Raw genomic sequence first — 16,711 nt, 5'->3', positions numbered from 1 at the left:
AACTAACAACTGACGACTGACAACTAACAACTAACAACAATCTGCTGATCTAAAAAGCGAAAAAGATGCAAACAGTACGCAGGGCGGCAGTGATCATGCTGCTGCTCATCCTGGGAGGCCGCGCCATCGCGCAACAGAACATACAGTTCAGCCAGTATGTGTTCAACGGCTTAAGTATCAACCCGGCCTATGCCGGATATAAGGAAGACCTTTACCTGAACGCAGTGTACCGTCACCAGTGGGCAGGGTTCCCCGGAGCGCCCCGCACCGGCGGGGTATCGATTGACGGTGTTACCGCCGCCAGTGATGACAAGGTGGGCCTGGGTCTGCAGCTGTTGTTCGACAAGCTGGGCCCCCAGGAGGCACTGTCGCTCTACGGATCTTACTCCTACCGCATTCCGCTGGATGATGAAGGTACCCGTCGCCTGTGCCTGGGTATAGGCGGTGGCGTTACCCAGTACTCCATCGACGGTACAGCCCTGCAATATATCGACAACGACGATGTGGCGCTGCCCACGGGTAAAAAGAGCGTATGGGTGCCCGATGCCCGCTTCGGCATCTATTACTATACGCCCCGCTTCTACGCCGGCGCCTCCATCATGGACCTGTTCTCTCTTTATACCGATGCTTCGCGTTACAGCTGGAAAGGCAACAACTATTCCACCATCCGCAAAACACAGCACCTGTATGTGACGGCAGGCACCATGATCCCGCTGGGCGAGCACTTCCAGCTCAAACCCTCCTTTTTGGTCAAGGAAGATTTTAAAGGTCCTACCAACCTGGACCTAAACGCCTTCCTGCTGATCGATGAACGGCTCTGGGTAGGCGCTTCCTACCGTACCGACATTGGTCTGTGGAACAAGACCCAGCTGCAGAAAGACCTGAACGAACTGGACGCCGCCAGCGTGATGCTGGAATATTATGCTACAGAAAAGCTTCGCATAGGCTACTCCTATGACCTGAATGTGAACAAGATGGCCGGCTACCAGGGCGGCTCCCATGAGATCTCCCTGGGCTTCCTGTTCCCATCCAAGAAGTATACCGTGCAGAACCCCCGTTATTTTTAAACCTATTACTTACGCTGCTATGATACAACGTGCAATTATCCTCTTCCTGCTGCTGCGCTCCCTGGTCATTACAATGGCGCTGCTGCTGCTCATCAGTTTATGCCTTTACAGCCAGGAGCAGAAAAGTGTATTGCAGCTGGCCAATGAAGCTTATGCCAGGCAGGAATATGCAGTGGCAGGCCCGCTATATGGCAGGCTGGCGCGCAGTAAAAAGGATAAGCTGCCTGTAGAGCAGTGGATGCGGCTGGCCCGTAGCTACCAGGAGATCGGCAACTTTAAGGAAGCGGCAGATGCTTATCAGCAGATCACCGCCCGCCCGGATCGTCCTGCAGCAGCTTATTTTGCCTATGGGGAAGCGCTGCGCCAGCTGGAACAGTATGAAGCCGCCCGACAGCAATACACGCTGTTCTCTACCAGCAATACGGATAGCATCAAACTAAAGGAGATCGCCCTGCAAAGCTGCGATAGTGCCGTGGTATGGAGCAAACAAACGCCGCCGGTAAAGCTCAAGCCATTAAAAGAGCTGAACACCTCCGGCTCCGACCTGGTCAGCGGGGCCATGAACCAGGGCCTGCTGCTGATGTCAACCGGTTACCGTAGCCTGGGACTGAACGGCAACTATGAGCCGCATCCCAGAACAGATAAACGAACCGACGATCCTTACTACAAAGCTTATGTTTATAAACAATACAGCACCGGCAATGCGAATATGTACCTGGAAGAACTGGCGCCTGCTTTATTAGGTGATTATGACTATCACATTGGGCCGGTGAGCTTTAATAAAACAGAAGATACCTTATACGCCACTATTAATATCCAGGGCAAAGGTATTGCCACCACGAGCAAAGGTCCGGTAAACGGCGTAAGACAATTACAAGTTTACCAGTCTATAAAAACCAATGGCAAATGGAGCCAGCTGGTACTGCTGCCCGGCATTAATGTACCGAACTACTCTTCCAGCCATGCGGTGCTGAACACTACTGGTGACCTCCTTTACTTTGTATCTGACCGCCCGGGCGGTTTTGGTCAGACAGACCTCTGGTACTGTGAAAAGCAGGCAGATGGTACCTGGGGCACACCGGTGAATTGTGGCGACAAGATCAATACGGTGGCTTCAGAAACCTTCCCTACAGTGAATGAAGAAGGCATCCTGTACTTCTCCAGCAAAGGCTACGCAGGTTTGGGCGGTTATGATATCTACCGGGTAAAAGGAGAGAAGTCCAGCTGGCAGGTGCCTGAGAACATGAAAGTACCTTTTAACTCAGGAGCAGATGATATTGGGCTGATCATAAACCGTAATGGTTATGAAGGTTACCTGGCCTCCAATAAGCCAGGAGGTATGGGCAGGGACGACATCTATTATTTTGCAGACCCGGATTACTTTAACCGCGTTAACCACGTAACACCACCAGGTGTAACAGGTAACAGGCCACCCACTACGCCTTCCACCGGGCCGGCTCCTGTCCCCCGTACCCATACGGCAGAAGAGGAAGACGACAAACGGCAGCTGGAACAGCTGAAGTTCTACTACGATTACAACAGTGCTATCCTGCTGACAGAATCCCGCAGGGCGCTGGACATGGTAGCGGCGGTGTTGAAACGTCATCCGGACTGGAAGGTTGTCATCGCATCCTTTGCAGACAATCGTGGCTCTGATCAGTTCAACACGGATCTGTCGGCCTTACGCTGTTTTGCCGTGATAGATTACCTGGTGGGCAAGGGCATCAATCCCCAGCAGCTTTATTACAGCAACAAGGGAGAGAAAGATCCTGTGAATGGCTGTAAGGACGGGGTGCCCTGTAAAGAAGAAGAATATAAAATGAATAGACGTTCTGAATTGAATGTTAAATGGTAGAATAGTTAATGTTTTTTTGTTGGCACATTGCAGATTGTAAAGTACCAGCCATTCCTGGCGGTAAGTTTATATATCGGTTTTTACAGGATTTAGGAAAGAAGTTGCTCTAAGTTGCTGAGCAATAATTGGTTTTTTAAATAGAAAAGGTTTAAAACAACGAGGGTGTTTATTGAAACACCCTCTCTTGTTCATAGTGGTTTATATACTATGCTCGTATTTAGAACGATGGCCGCTCTACCAGCTTACAGGGATTCTTCAGATGTGCCTTCTTCCTTTTTACGATCATATGGATCACATCTGTTCCCATCTTCGCAAAATCGGTAGAGATGGTAGCGATACCATTCGCAACGATCTCCTTGATGGGCGTTTCGTTATAAGAGATGATGCCGATATCCCTGCCCAGTTTCAGTGAAGATTGTGCGATCTTCTTCACCAGCGATACCAGGTCCTGGTCATGTACCAGCACATACAGCTCGCCACGTTCCGGTTTCCTGTTCCTGGTATGGGCAATGATAGAAAACTCTAATTCGAAGTCTTTGCAGAACTGTCGGAAACCTTTCTCGATCTGCTTCAGGTTATAGAAATCCGGCCCCTGTACCAGTACCAGCTTTTGGTACTTACGCCGTATCTTCTTTACACCCTGTTGCAGCATTTTATAAATATCCTCTTCAAAGTATTGGCAGACGGAGGGGTAGCGAGCGCCCCAGTCGGTATACCCCAGGTCAAGCATATAGATCTTTTCCTGCGGCAGTCTTCTTAAAGCAGGCTCGATCCCCCTGTGGTGGATAGGCATGATCACATATTCGGTGTACTTGCCTGCGCTTTGCGCTATCAGCGTATTAAATACTTCCACGTTGTTGTGGTGAAAGAAGATGTCCACCACGCCTTTGCCGTCAATCGTTTCCTTAATGCCTTCATAGATGTCTTCCTTATAGGCATTGAGGTTGTTGAACAGCAGGAAGATGTTGTGCTTGGACTGCGTATTAGCGCTCGCTACAAAGTATCCTTTGTACTTAACAGCCGTAATAACACCAGTCTGTTTCAGGTGCTCAAAGGCCTGCACCACCGTTTTCTTGGCAATGCCGGTGCTGTCGCTTACCTCGTTTACAGAGGGTAGCTTGTCGCCGATCCTTAGCCGTTTGGTATCTATGGCGCTGATAATCGACTGAATGACCTGCTGGTATTTCGGCGAACCAGATGTGTGGTCCAGTGAAATGATTGATTCCATCGTACTGTGCTATACTACAAGTAAAACTAATAAGAATTATTAACTATTATTCAAATAGCCATTCGGCGGTTTGTTGTGTTGCGTCGTAAGCGTTTATTTCCTGTTGGCCATCCACAAAGCCCAATACAAGACAAGCTCCTTTGCCCAATACCAGCGTATGATTGCCTGCCGGGAAGTAATAGGTATGTATGTTCACCGGCGGCTGGCCGGGTAGCTGTATTGCCCGGGCAATCCGCACGGTGGCTTGTCCATGATCATCGGCGCTGGCGTCGGTTTCAAGGTCGGGTTCTTTTAAATAACCTGCTTCTTTAGATTGAAAGAAGCCTACTACTACCTTCACCGGTTCCTGGTTACGGAACTGCAGGGTAGTGCCTTTCTCCAGCTGTTCCTGCCGGGAGAACCGGATCCCTGTCAGCCCTTGCAAGGCAGGGTCCAGCGAAGTGATACGCAGGTCCTCATCAGCGTATACGCCAGACCCTATCGCCGGTTTATAATAACCCGGTACGGGATACAGCATGCTGACAGCAATGGGGCGTAGCGTTTGACCGTTTCCATTATTCTTGTTATTACCATGCTGTAATGAATCCAGGTGACGTTTAAAATTGCTTAGCTCTGCTTCATAGAAGGGAAGCAGCTCCGTCCAGGTTTTGTTCTTACCATCGTTGCCGCTTACTGGCACTTTTCTTTGCTGCGTTTGCATGCTGTTGGCATACAGGTAGGTATCCTTTGTAAGGCGCGCCAGTTCCCTGAAATGGCCAACACTTTGTTCCAGCCAGGGCAAGGCCTTTTCCAGGTTGCGGGCGTCGTGGGAGTACTGGTAGCGCAACACAAGCAAAGCTGCCTGCACTTTGGCGGCAAAGTAATGGGCCAGCGCCTGGTAACAGTACATGTCATTCCTGGTGCGGGCAAATTCATCTTTGTCTTTTCGTATGCTGCCTGCAGCCTTTTCTATGGCAGCTACGGCGAGATCTCCATGTTGTGTTACTTCCTGTATGATCTGTACCGGGGTTTCTCCCTTGTGTGCTTCCTGTTTCCATTCTTTGGCGGCATATTCTGTCAGTGTTTCTCCTTCGGGTCCATCGGAACTGTACAGGTCCGGCCATACGCGCCATTTGGAAGGATTAATGAGTTGGCTCATGAGCATGCCCAGGGTAAGCGTTTGGCGGTTGCCGTTAGTGATGCCGAAGCGCCGTAGCAGCTTGGGGGCTATCTCGCCTGACTGTTCATAAGCTTCCAGTATGTCTTTGCCTGCGCCTGTAGTGCCGAAGACACTGTCTAATTTTGTGCTCCAGTATTGGTCTTCATCGCCGCGGTCGCGGTGGCAGTTCCAGGCATAGCGTGCCCACGCTTCGTACCAGAGCCAGTCGCGTGCCGTCTGCAATAAGCGCGGTGATGTTTTGTCTGCCGTATAAGGCCAGTCCCAGTAAGATGATTCAGGATACAGATGCAGGCCGTTAGCGCCGTGCACATTATGCATGGCCTGTACGCTTTTTTGTATAAAGCTGGTGGCGCCGTAGCGAAAAGGCTCCAGGTTGGCCAATATATGCACGTTATCAATATGGGCGGCTGCCAGCCGACTCATATCGCGGTGCATGGCGGCCCAGGGGCCTCTCGGGGTATAGGTGGTCAGTGCTTCACCGTTATATTTACCCATGGTGTAGAGGTTAGGGTAGAGCGGACGGGCAGCCTGCATTACCAGCTGCGGGTTGCTGTCATGTCCGCGCAGCACGATAGGTGGGAGCTTAGTTTGTCCCAGCTGTTTGAGCCCGTCTTTTACACCTGGAATGATCGTTTGGGTAAACCATTGTACATCCATCTCGTCACCTTCCATCGCTTCGCCCAGTGTTACCAGTAAGCCCACGTTGGGATATTTGGCTACAAAGGCAGCGATGGATTGGCGGGTGTAATCTGCTATCAAAGGAGTAATGCCTCGTTTGCGATCCTGCGTGGACAGCCCGTGTTTCTCTGCAAAAGGTTTAGAGAGGATGATATTGTAGAACATCTGGATCACCCATATACCGCGCCGGTCTGCTTCTGTGGTCAGGAAACGGTACATCTCTTCGTTGCGGCGAAAAGTGGCGCTGTCTACTTCTACGGCGTAAGGATAATCCTTTAACCGCACCAGTGATGCAAAGGGGTGGCCGTTCCACAGGTAGAGTGAGTTCATGCGGTTAGCGGCCAGCATGTCCAGGTATTGGATCCACAGGGTTTTATCATAGAACCAGGGAAATTCTTGTGGAGTGTAGGGATATTCATATACGGTTCTGCCGGGCAGGTAAGTGGTCTTTTGAATGCCTACACAGGCGCCGCGCAGTACCATTTCCGGCTGATCGCTGAGCTGCAGGTTGGCAGGCAACGTGCCGGTTCTGCGTACCTGTGCTGCCATCTCCAGGCAGCCATAGAGTGCGCCGCTGGCGTCTGCTCCGGCAATAAGGGTATTGTGACGGGCAGTGCTGATAATAAAGCCTTCCTTTCCAGGTTTATCTTTTACTGGCAGCTGGTATTGACGGATAGCGGTTTGGATCCTTGCCTCTTCCAGTAATCCGATGATGATCAGCGCTGCATTTTTAGGCGCTGCCTTGCCGTGGCTATGGCGTACCTTATAACCGGCTGTTGTCAGAGCTTTGCTTAACTGATCCGTGCCGTACTGTATACGTGCATGGGCCTTTTCAGCAGTCAGCAGGACCACGGTGCTGTCATCTGCTGCCTTGGTGGAAAAGCTGCTGAATAGTAAACTACCTATTACCGTAATATAGAGAAAAAAACCTTGCATATCTTATAACTTGCTGGTGATCTCAGCCAATGCGGCCTGGTTCAGTTTTACCTGTACCATGCCTATCGGGTGAAAGCGCTGATCATGATGAATGGCTGCATAGAGGATGGTGTACTTGTCATTGCCTTCAGGTATCAGGCAAAGCGGTGTACGCATAATATCCCACCACTTTTTCACTTTGGTCTGGATGGGCAGATAACGTGCCGGGCTCCAGTGCAGCCCGTCTTTTGAAAGCGTATAGCCCATCATGTTAGGGAGGTGGAGACCGAATCCTTCAGGTCCTCCGTCAAACATCGCGATATAGATCCCATCGGGCAATTTGCTAACGATAGGGTTCTCCACAAAATAAGGATGTATGGATGTCACCGGGTTCACGGTAGTGTCCAGCCGTGTCCAGGGGCCTTCCAGCGAGGCAGAACGGGCCAGGCCGATGAACCAGCCTTTGCCTGTTTTCTTTGGGTAATCCGTTGCTTTGGCATAAGGATAAGCGCCTGCATAAAAGCCCAGCCATTCCTTACCAACAGGGTAGGGGAAGAAGGAAGCAACGCCCTGCCGTCCTTCCCAGAGCTGGCTATCCATACCTGGTTCCAGTATAATGGCTTTGTCGGTATAAGGTCCGCCAATGCCGTTGATACCTGCCTTTACAGATTCGCTCCGCCATATCCTGCCAAAGCAATGATTAGGCTCGATGTCCTTGTGTACGGTGTAGGCCAGGTAATAGCCATACCAGCGCTGGTGTACGGTATCATAAATGGGCATGAAAGACCAGATGGCTGCGCGCCGGTCGTTCAGCGGATTGTCGTCGGCTGTAACGGCATACTGGCCGCTGGCCTGGTAAATAGTGGATTCCCGTTTCCAGTGGATGGCGTCCTTGCTGCTCCAGTGCCCTATGCGGGTTTTCACGCGGTCATAGTAAGGAGGGATGCCTTTCTCTCCGGCCCTTTCTGTCGGGAACATATGATATACGCCGTTGATCTTGACACAGGCGCCCCCTTCAAATCCTCCCTGTATGCCTTCGGTGCCGGGCATACCTTCCTGTATTACGGGGGCTTCGGGCCCGCCTATGATCTCAAACAGCGGGGTGTTGTCAATAGGTAAAGGGGAACCTGCCTGTGCATGGTTCCCCTGCGGCGTAGGCGTCTGCTGCCCAATGCCGTTCACGTTATGAATGGAATGCTGCGTTATAATCCTGAACACATAGGCAAAGTCTGAAGGTGTCCGCGTCTTTGCCGGAATGGTGATAGAAAGCCCCTGTTCATTCAGCTGGTAGGGACAAGGCTCCAGTGCTTTCAGTCCCAGTAGCTGCAGGGATTGCACATTTCCTATCGTGTTGCTGTTAAGCGATTTTAATTGTACAGTCTTTCCACCTCCCGGCCAGTCCAGGAAGATGGCATAGAGGGTATCCCCTTTGCGGGTGTAGTGCACTTTTTGTCCCTCTGCGGTCGTTTCACCATATACGCTGAAAGGACGGGTGCCGTAAATGCCTTCTCCAAAGGCCCACATCCATTTGCCCACCCTGAACATCACTTCCTGCTGGTCTTGCGGAATGCTGCCGTCAGATTTAGGTGAGAGGTTCAGCAGCAGCTGTCCGTTCTTGCTCACCACTTCAATGATCTTGTGGATGATCTCCCGCGGCGTGCGGATATCCATGCCTTCCGTATAGCCCCAGGAGAGCGCCTTGCCGCTGCCGATAGAGTAATCGCAGAGCCAGGGCTTTTCTATAATGCGATCAGGATTAGTGTTCTCATGATCCAGCATACCAATGCCGTCGGGAATATCATTGCCTTTGTAGGTCATGATCACATCCTGCCCACGCTGTTCAGCGCCGTTGAAGTAATGCGCCAGGTATTGTTTGATATATTGTTCCGGTATTTGTTCCAGCCAGGAATCAAAATACATGATGTCGGGATGGTATTTGTCTGCCACTTCATTACACTTGCCCATCCACATGTTCAGCCATTGCTCGTGCGGCATCGGCGTGCCATATAATTTTGCGTATCTGGGATCAGCGGCGGCCCATCCGGGTTTGGGCTTTACATAGCCGTAATTCAGTTCATGGTGCAGGGATACAAAGAATTTCATGCCTCTTTTGCGGATGGCTTTTTCCAGCTCGCCTACCACATCGCGGTGAGGCCCCATTTGTTTGGCGTTGAAGGGAGTGAGCTTGCTGTCCCACATTGAAAACCCGTCATGATGTTCGCCTACAGGTCCGGCAAAACGTGCCCCGCTTTTTACAAAAAGATCTGCCCACTCATCGGCATTAAAATGTTCTCCTTTGAACATCGGGATAAAGTCATGGTAGCCAAACTTGCTCAGCGGACCATACAGGGCCTGATGCCGCTGATAGGTGCCTAGCTTCGAATAGCCGGAATCAGCATGCATATGAGAATAATAATGTTCATTATTATAAGCAGGCACGGTGTACACACCCCAGTGGCAGTATATCCCGAATTTGGCATCGCGTATCCATTCCGGTACTTCGGTATGCTGTTGCAGCGAGGTCCAGTCGGCCTGGTAGACAATCTTCTTTTGTGCGGATAGATCCTGGTAGTAAGTACCCGCCAGCAGCAGACATAATAAAATATGCCGGCAGGTATACAGCAAAGCATTCATCATAACCTGGTTTTAAAATACCATCTTGGAATGGTAATGGAACAGCTGAGGATTGTAATGAGAAGACCAGGTGATCAATGTTCGAAAGGTACGGTATATTTTCCAACTATACTATACTATGATACATATTTTTCGGATAAATTACCAGTGCCATCGTTGCCGGCAACGATTGCGTAAAAAAATCAGCAGCTTCGTGCCGGATGTAAATAAAATTTGCTGTAGCTTGATCCCGGGATTAATACTTCTGTGTTTCCAGGAGTAAACCGGAGCAAAGACAGCATCTCCGGTTGTAAGGGGAAGGTCATCAAAAAAATTCCGTGAGTTATGAAGAGATATCGCCAATTAGTGTCAGCTTTTCTTTAATTGTCTGAAAGACACAACTAGTATCAACCTATTTCTATTATTCCAAGTTCCACTAAATCATTAGAAAAATGATTACAAAATTACTTTCAGGTAAGCACATTACCACAGGGGGGATTATGCTGTGGCTAATGCTGATCATCACAGGCGCCTGTCCACGTTTGGCGCTCGCCCAAACACCTGATCCTGTTACTGTACAGGGAAAGCCTATGCCTATGACCGTAAGAGGAAAAGTATTGTCAGAAGACGGGGAAGAAGTGCCCGGCGTTACCGTGCGTGTAAAAGGTATACAGAAAGGCACCGTTACAGATGCAGATGGTAACTATACTATACAGGTACCCGATGGCAAAGCAGTACTGGTTTTTTCCTTCATCAGCCATACACCGCTCGAAGTGCCGGTGAATGACCGTGCTGCTGTAAACGTTACATTGAAGAACAGCGTAACATCCCTGAACGAAACCGTTGTAGTAGGTTACGGTACACAACAAAAAGCACATTTAACCGGCGCAGTAGCCACAGTGAACGTAAAAGAAATTGAAGACCTGCCGTTGGGTAACCTGGGCGCTACACTCCAGGGCAAGCTGCCAGGCGTTAGCGTGAGCGGTGGTAATGGCCGCCCGGGCGACGCCGCTAATATCGTTATCCGCAACCCGGTGATCTTCTCAAAAGATGGCGGTACCACCAGCCCGATCTATGTAATCGATGATGTGATCAGAACGCAGGAAGATTTCAACCTGCTGGACGCTACTGAAGTAGAAAGCATTTCCGTATTGAAAGACGCGGCAGCAGCTGTGTATGGGGTGAACTCTTCACAAGGCGCCATCGTGATAAGAACAAAAAGAGGGAAAGCCGGTAAGATGGTGATTAACTACAACTCTTCCGTTGCCCTTAACCAGGCTACATCGCTGCCCACTATGATGAACGGCTATGAGCAGGCCAGGTACATGAACGATATTTACTTTGCAGACGGAAAAACTGCAGACGATAACCAGGTATATACCCCTGATGAACTGGAACATTTCAGAAATAATAATTACGACTGGCTACGCATGGCATGGAAGCCTTCTGTCGTAACCCGCCACGCGTTCAATGTAAGCGGCGGAACAGAAAAGGCTACTTTCTTTGCCGGCGCATCCTACTATTACCAGAACGGTAACTTCGATAATATAAAGAACGATAAGTGGACCTTCAGGGCCAGCGGCGACGTGAAGCTGGCCACCGGTCTGAAGATGGGCCTTTCTGTAAGCGGCGATCTTTCAAATACCAAATTGTACCTCATGAAGGTAGGATCTGAAAATGTGGAGAATGACATGAGAGGGCTGCTGTATACACCGCAGTTTACACCGCCCTATGTGAACGGCTATCCCACGCAGCTGAGCAGCAGCAGCAATACCATAGATGCCTTTCACTTCTTTGAAGTACAGAACCTGAACAACTATTCTCAAACCCGTGGTAATGGCCTTAATGTAGTGGCTAACCTGGAATATCAGCCTTCATTTATCAAAGGGCTTACCGCGAAGGTGCAGTATGCCAAATTGCTGGATAACAGTTTTCCCAAGCAATTCGGTACCCACTATTATGTATACGCATTCAACATGGAAGGTGGGCACAATCATATTTACGCCGGTGATCCTATAAAAACTGTCAGGGTAAAGAATGGGGCACGCGTATACTTTAAACCTTCCTATGCTGACCGCTACCAGCTGAATGGTTACCTGAACTATGCCCGTAAGTTCGGCAAGCACGATATCTCACTGCTCGCAGTAGCAGAACAGCGTGAATACAGCTATGATGATGTACAGGCTTATACAGAGGATCCTACTGACGGTGCGCCGGATATCTCCAGGTTCGCTTTCGGTAATATGAACGTGTGGGAAACTGCCAACGAAACAGGTAACCTTTCCTACATCGGCCGTGCAAACTATGCATACGATAATAAATACCTGCTGGAGTTTGCCTTCCGCTATGATGCATCCACCAACTTTGCACCGCAATACCGCTGGGGCTTCTTCCCCTCCCTGTCATTGGGTTGGGTGGTTTCGCAGGAAGGTTTCTTCCAGCGTAACGTTCGCGCCCTTGATTACCTTAAGCTAAGGGCTTCTGCAGGTCACCTGGGTGGCGATGCTACCAAACCCTGGGGATACGTGCAGCGTTATACCCCGAGTCAAACCTCCGGTGCCGTTTTTGGCGGCAACAGCAACAAGAGCGTGGGTACCAAGCCGGAGTCTTTACCGAATCCGGCTGCACGATGGGATGATGACCTGAAGTTCAACTTCGGTGTTGATGCCAGGGCCCTGAACAGCCGCCTGTCTGCCACCGTGGATGCATTCTATGACCATCGCTATAATATGCTGACCACCCTCACCGCCAGTGTACCGCTGACAGTGGGTTCCAGTATCTCCGCAGAGAACTACAACACAGTGAATGCCTACGGCTATGAAATATCACTGGGATGGAATGATCGCATCGGCAGGGATATTAATTATTATGTAAACGGTTTCCTCAGCTGGAGCGATGCTAAAGCAGTGAAAGTGGATGTAGATAAAGGTATTCGCGGTACATGGGAAGATCCCAACGGCTATTCCATGGATAGAGGTGTAAGAGGATATCATTACCTGGGCATGTTCCGCACCCAGGACGAGGTAGACGCCTTCCTGTCTAAGAATCCTGATTATAAGGTATTCGGAAAAAAACCGGAGCCCGGCATGCTGTACTACCAGGATATCCGCGGTGCGAAGGACCCGCTCACCAATCAATACGCTGGTCCTGACGGCGTAGTGGATGAGAACGACGAAGACTGGATTTCCAATAAAGCTAACAACCATTACGGCTTTGGCCTTTCAGTAGGCGCGGGCTATAAAGGCTTCCGTATTGATATGGTGATGTCAGGATCTTTCGGCGGACAAAATGTTGTTGAAAGTGATGCACGTAAACAGGCAACAGTTACTTCCAACCGCCCTGCATTCTGGTCAGACCACTGGACGCCTGAGAACCCGAACGCAAAGTATCCCTCGCCATATTTCGATGACCAGTATGATCTAACCTCTTCTTTCTGGTTCAGGAACTCTTTTTCTTTCAGGATGAGAACGATCAACCTGTCGTATACATTCTCGCAATCACTTGCAAAGAGCATAGGTTTCCAGTCGTTTAAAGTATATGTGGCAGCCACCAATCCTTTTAACTTCTACAATCCGTACGATTATAAGGATAATGCACTGGGGTCTTATGCGGTATACCCACTGATGAGGACCATAGCATTCGGTTTGAACCTTAGTTTATAATCCGCCAAAATTAATAATGATGTACAAACGTATTCATATATACATATTCGCAGGGCTGCTCTTGTTAACAGCATCCTGCAGCAAAGTGCTCGATAAAAGAGACCTGGGCTCGTTACAGGCGAACCTGGTGTTTAACGACTCCGTGCTTGCGCGCACCTATCTCGATTACCTCTATGACCAGAACATTCCTTCCTGGGGAGGTACCTGGGGCTCCAGCAGTAATCTCTCCGATGAGTCTTATGGTGAAAGTAAATATTTTGAAGGCTCTTTGCTGGTCAACGATGTGAACGACTTCGGCACTAAGCTGGATGCCAATAACAACTATGGAAAAATAAGAGCGCTGAATCTCTTCCTGCAGGAAATAGAAAAGGGCACGATCTCGCCTACCTGGAAAGCTACACTGAAAGGACAAGCCTATTTCCTCCGCGCATGGCGTTATTTTGAACTGGTGAAACTCTATGGTGGTGTGCCGCTTATCCTCGTACAGCAGGAAGCTGTAGGACAGGAGGCAAAGGATGATGCCTATGTACCGCGTAATAAAACATCCGAATGCATCACACAGATCCTGAAAGACCTGGATGCTGCTATTGCCGTATTGCCGGCCAGATGGGCCAACGGCGCCGCCGATTGGGGCCGTATCACCAGCGCAGCCGCAGCAGCCCTCAAAGGCAGGGTGCTTTTATACTGGGCCAGCCCCGAGTTTAACCCTTCAGGTCTGGCAGACAGGTGGCAGGCTGCATACGATGCATGCAAGGCCGCCAAAACGCTGTTGTCTTCCAACGGCTACGGACTGAATACATCTTTCAGCCAGATGTGGTTCACGGAAGTGAACAATCCTGAAGCAGTATTCGTTACCTGTTTCAATAATGCCACCGGCGATCAGGCGAGAAAGAATAACGGATATGATAACAGCACACGTCCTTCTATCAATGGTACCGGCGGCGGCTCTAACCAGCCTTCAAAGGAACTGGTAGACGCTTTCCCGATGAAAGATGGAAAGAAGCCCAGCGAGGCATCTGCCGATTATCCTTACGATCCGGTGCTCTTCTACAAGAACCGTGACCCCCGCTTTGACGCCACTATCGCATTTAATGGGGCTACCTGGCCGCTTAATGGGGTATCAGGCTATAAGGTCTGGACCTACACAGCAGATGGGAAAACCACGGAAAAAGGAAAGGCTTCCAACACGGCGTTTTATTGCCGTAAGGCCATCGACCCGAAACCTGCTACCGGTGAAGTACAATATTCTGGCACCGACTGGATGGAGATCCGTTATGCAGAAGTCCTGTTAAACCTGGCGGAAGCGGCCAATGCTGTAAACAAACCCTCAGAAGCATATGACGAACTGATAGCGATCCGTCAACGTGCCGGCATTATAGCAGGGGACGACGGACTGTATGGTCTGAAGCCTGCTATGTCGCGTGCAGAGCTGTTTGATGCTATCCTTGATGAAAGACTATATGAATTTGCCTTTGAAGGCAAACGTTTCTGGGACCTCCGCCGCTGGAAGCTGTTCGAAACAAAGCTGAACGGTAAAAAGAGAACGGGCCTGACCATCAACCTGAAAACAAGTGTAATTGCTGCTTCGGCTTTTGAAGCCCAGCGCGACACTGTTTCACTGGATAGGGCATACAGGGAGTACTTTGAGCTCAAACCTAAAGTAATGGACACTAAATACGCCATCGGCTGGAAACCTGAATACTATTACTTCCCTATACCGAAATCAGCACTCGACAACAACCCGCTGCTGATCCAGAACATGGGATGGGGCGGTAATTTCGACCCGGTGCAATAATCAACGGAAATGGAACACATGCTTAAAAAGATAACAACATGAGGAAGTTTTTTGCAGTGGCAGTTGGCTGCACGATCGCTATGGGACTGATACAGCCCGTAATTGCCCAGTATCCCACCATACCACAGAAAATTCAGGATTCCACCGACGCGGCGCTGAAAGAAGCGATGCGCCTGTCTGACGAAGCCTGGAAAAAGGCATTGCCTGTTATCAATGAAGACGCCAAACACGGCAAGCCTTATGTGCCCTGGGCATCCCGCCCGATAGACCTGCCGCAGGCAGACATCCCTGCCTTTCCCGGCGCTGAAGGCGGCGGCGCTTTCACAGCAGGTGGCCGTGGCGGCAAGGTATATGTAGTGACCAGCCTGGAGGACCGCGGTCCAGGCACCCTCCGCGATGCCTGCGAACAGGGAGGCGCCCGTATCATTGTGTTCAACGTGGCAGGTATTATCCGTTTGAAAAGCCCGCTGATCATTCGTGCACCTTACATCACCATCGCTGGCCAGACAGCGCCCGGCGATGGGGTATGTATAGCCGGCGAATCCGTATGGATCAACACCCACGACGTGATCCTCCGTTACATGCGCTTCCGTCGCGGCGAAACATTTGTAGCCCGCAGGGACGATGCACTGGGCGGCAACCCAATAGGTAATATCATGATCGACCACTGCTCTACCAGCTGGGGCCTCGATGAGAATATTTCCATCTATCGCCATATGTATGATCCCGGTGATGGTTCGCAGGAACAGAAGCTGCCTACCGTGAACATCACCATCCAGAACTGTATCTCTTCAGAAGCGCTGGATACCTATAATCACTCCTTCGGAAGCACCTTAGGTGGAGAGAACTGCACTTTCATGCGTAACCTCTGGGCCAGCAATACCGGCCGTAACCCTTCTGTTGGCTGGTACGGCTGCTTCAACTTTGTGAACAATATCGTGTTCAACTGGCGGCACCGCACCATGGATGGCGGCGATTACCGCGCCATGTATAATGTGATCAACAATTACTACAAGCCGGGGCCAGTTACACCGAAAGATGAGCCGGTAAGTCACCGCATCGTGAAGCCGGAATCAGGCCGCAGCAAATATCCTTATAAAGTGTATGGCAGGGCCTATGTGAACGGCAATATCATGGAAGGATATGACAAGGTAACGAAAGATAACTGGGACGGTGGCGTACAGGTAGAGAACCTGGAGAATGCAGGTCCTAACCGCGATGATATGCGCGTAGAGAAGCCTTTCCCGATGCCGGCCATCACCATGATGACGGCAAAAGAGGCGTACGAGTATGTGCTCAATAATGCAGGTGCCACCCTGCCCAAACGTGATCCTGTAGATACACGGGTAATAGAGCAGGTACGCACGGGTAAGATCCAGTATAAAGAGCATACGGAGAACAGCATCGGCAGTGAGTTTATAAAGCGCCGGATGCCGAAAGACTCTTATAAGGAAGGGATCATTTCAGACATCAGCCAGGTAGGCGGTTATCCTGTATACAAGGGCACTCCCTACAGAGATTCCGATAGTGATGGTATGCCCGACGAATGGGAAGCCAGGCATGGCCTGAATCCAAAGGATCCGGCTGATGCGGTAAAGGATATGAACGGGGATGGGTACACAAACATCGAGAAGTTCATCAACGGGATCAACCCGGAAAAGAAAGTGGACTGGAAGAATCCGAAGAACAATTTTAACACCCTTTCAGGAAAAACAAGTGGCCAGTTTGGCCGCTGATAA

Annotated in this window: 8 protein-coding genes; 5 read left to right on the top strand and 3 right to left on the bottom strand. The window is 50.2% G+C overall.

Translation table 11 applies throughout. The features are described 5' to 3' along the window. The first annotated feature begins 65 nt into the window (after positions 1 to 65). Positions 66 to 1,067, top strand: coding sequence for a PorP/SprF family type IX secretion system membrane protein (locus tag ACR9Y8_RS11215; protein WP_481213354.1), 1,002 nt, complete (start codon positions 66 to 68; stop codon positions 1,065 to 1,067). Between the two features lie 19 nt (positions 1,068 to 1,086). Then, on the top strand, positions 1,087 to 2,922 hold the full coding sequence (locus tag ACR9Y8_RS11210) for an OmpA family protein (protein WP_481213353.1): 1,836 nt from the start codon (positions 1,087 to 1,089) through the stop codon (positions 2,920 to 2,922). A gap of 217 nt (positions 2,923 to 3,139) precedes the next feature. On the opposite strand, the gene ACR9Y8_RS11205 is transcribed toward ACR9Y8_RS11210, so the two are convergent. From ACR9Y8_RS11205 to ACR9Y8_RS11195, 3 genes are read right to left on the bottom strand one after another with little or no spacing between them, the layout of a single operon-like run. Next, positions 3,140 to 4,150: a GntR family transcriptional regulator gene (locus tag ACR9Y8_RS11205; RefSeq protein WP_481213352.1), complete on the bottom strand. Its 1,011-nt coding sequence runs from the start codon at positions 4,148 to 4,150 to the stop codon at positions 3,140 to 3,142. A 46-nt stretch (positions 4,151 to 4,196) separates the two neighbouring features. After that, the gene (locus ACR9Y8_RS11200; RefSeq protein WP_481213351.1) at positions 4,197 to 6,923 is read right to left on the bottom strand and encodes an alpha-d-galacturonidase; all 2,727 of its coding nucleotides are present in this window, start codon (positions 6,921 to 6,923) and stop codon (positions 4,197 to 4,199) included. A gap of 3 nt (positions 6,924 to 6,926) precedes the next feature. Beyond that, on the bottom strand, positions 6,927 to 9,539 hold the full coding sequence (locus ACR9Y8_RS11195) for an alpha-L-fucosidase (protein ID WP_481213350.1): 2,613 nt from the start codon (positions 9,537 to 9,539) through the stop codon (positions 6,927 to 6,929). Between the two features lie 428 nt (positions 9,540 to 9,967). Between ACR9Y8_RS11195 and ACR9Y8_RS11190 the strand changes: the two genes are divergently transcribed. Genes ACR9Y8_RS11190 through ACR9Y8_RS11180 form a run of 3 tightly spaced genes read left to right on the top strand, consistent with a single transcriptional unit; the run spans position 9,968 to position 16,708 of the window. After that, complete coding sequence (locus tag ACR9Y8_RS11190; protein WP_481213349.1) at positions 9,968 to 13,177, top strand: SusC/RagA family TonB-linked outer membrane protein; 3,210 nt, start codon at positions 9,968 to 9,970, stop codon at positions 13,175 to 13,177. Between the two features lie 19 nt (positions 13,178 to 13,196). After that, positions 13,197 to 14,972, top strand: coding sequence for a RagB/SusD family nutrient uptake outer membrane protein (locus tag ACR9Y8_RS11185; RefSeq protein ID WP_481213348.1), 1,776 nt, complete (start codon positions 13,197 to 13,199; stop codon positions 14,970 to 14,972). A gap of 38 nt (positions 14,973 to 15,010) precedes the next feature. After that, positions 15,011 to 16,708 carry a pectate lyase family protein gene (locus ACR9Y8_RS11180; protein ID WP_481213347.1) on the top strand — a complete coding sequence of 566 codons (1,698 nt, stop codon included), beginning with the start codon at positions 15,011 to 15,013 and terminating at the stop codon, positions 16,706 to 16,708. Positions 16,709 to 16,711: the final 3 nt, after the last annotated feature.

It is taken from the genome of Chitinophaga sp. SVR4-12A (genome assembly GCF_056754765.1).
The sequence above is the reverse complement of the archived record's forward strand: the minus strand, read 5'-3'. Positions and strand labels throughout refer to the sequence as shown.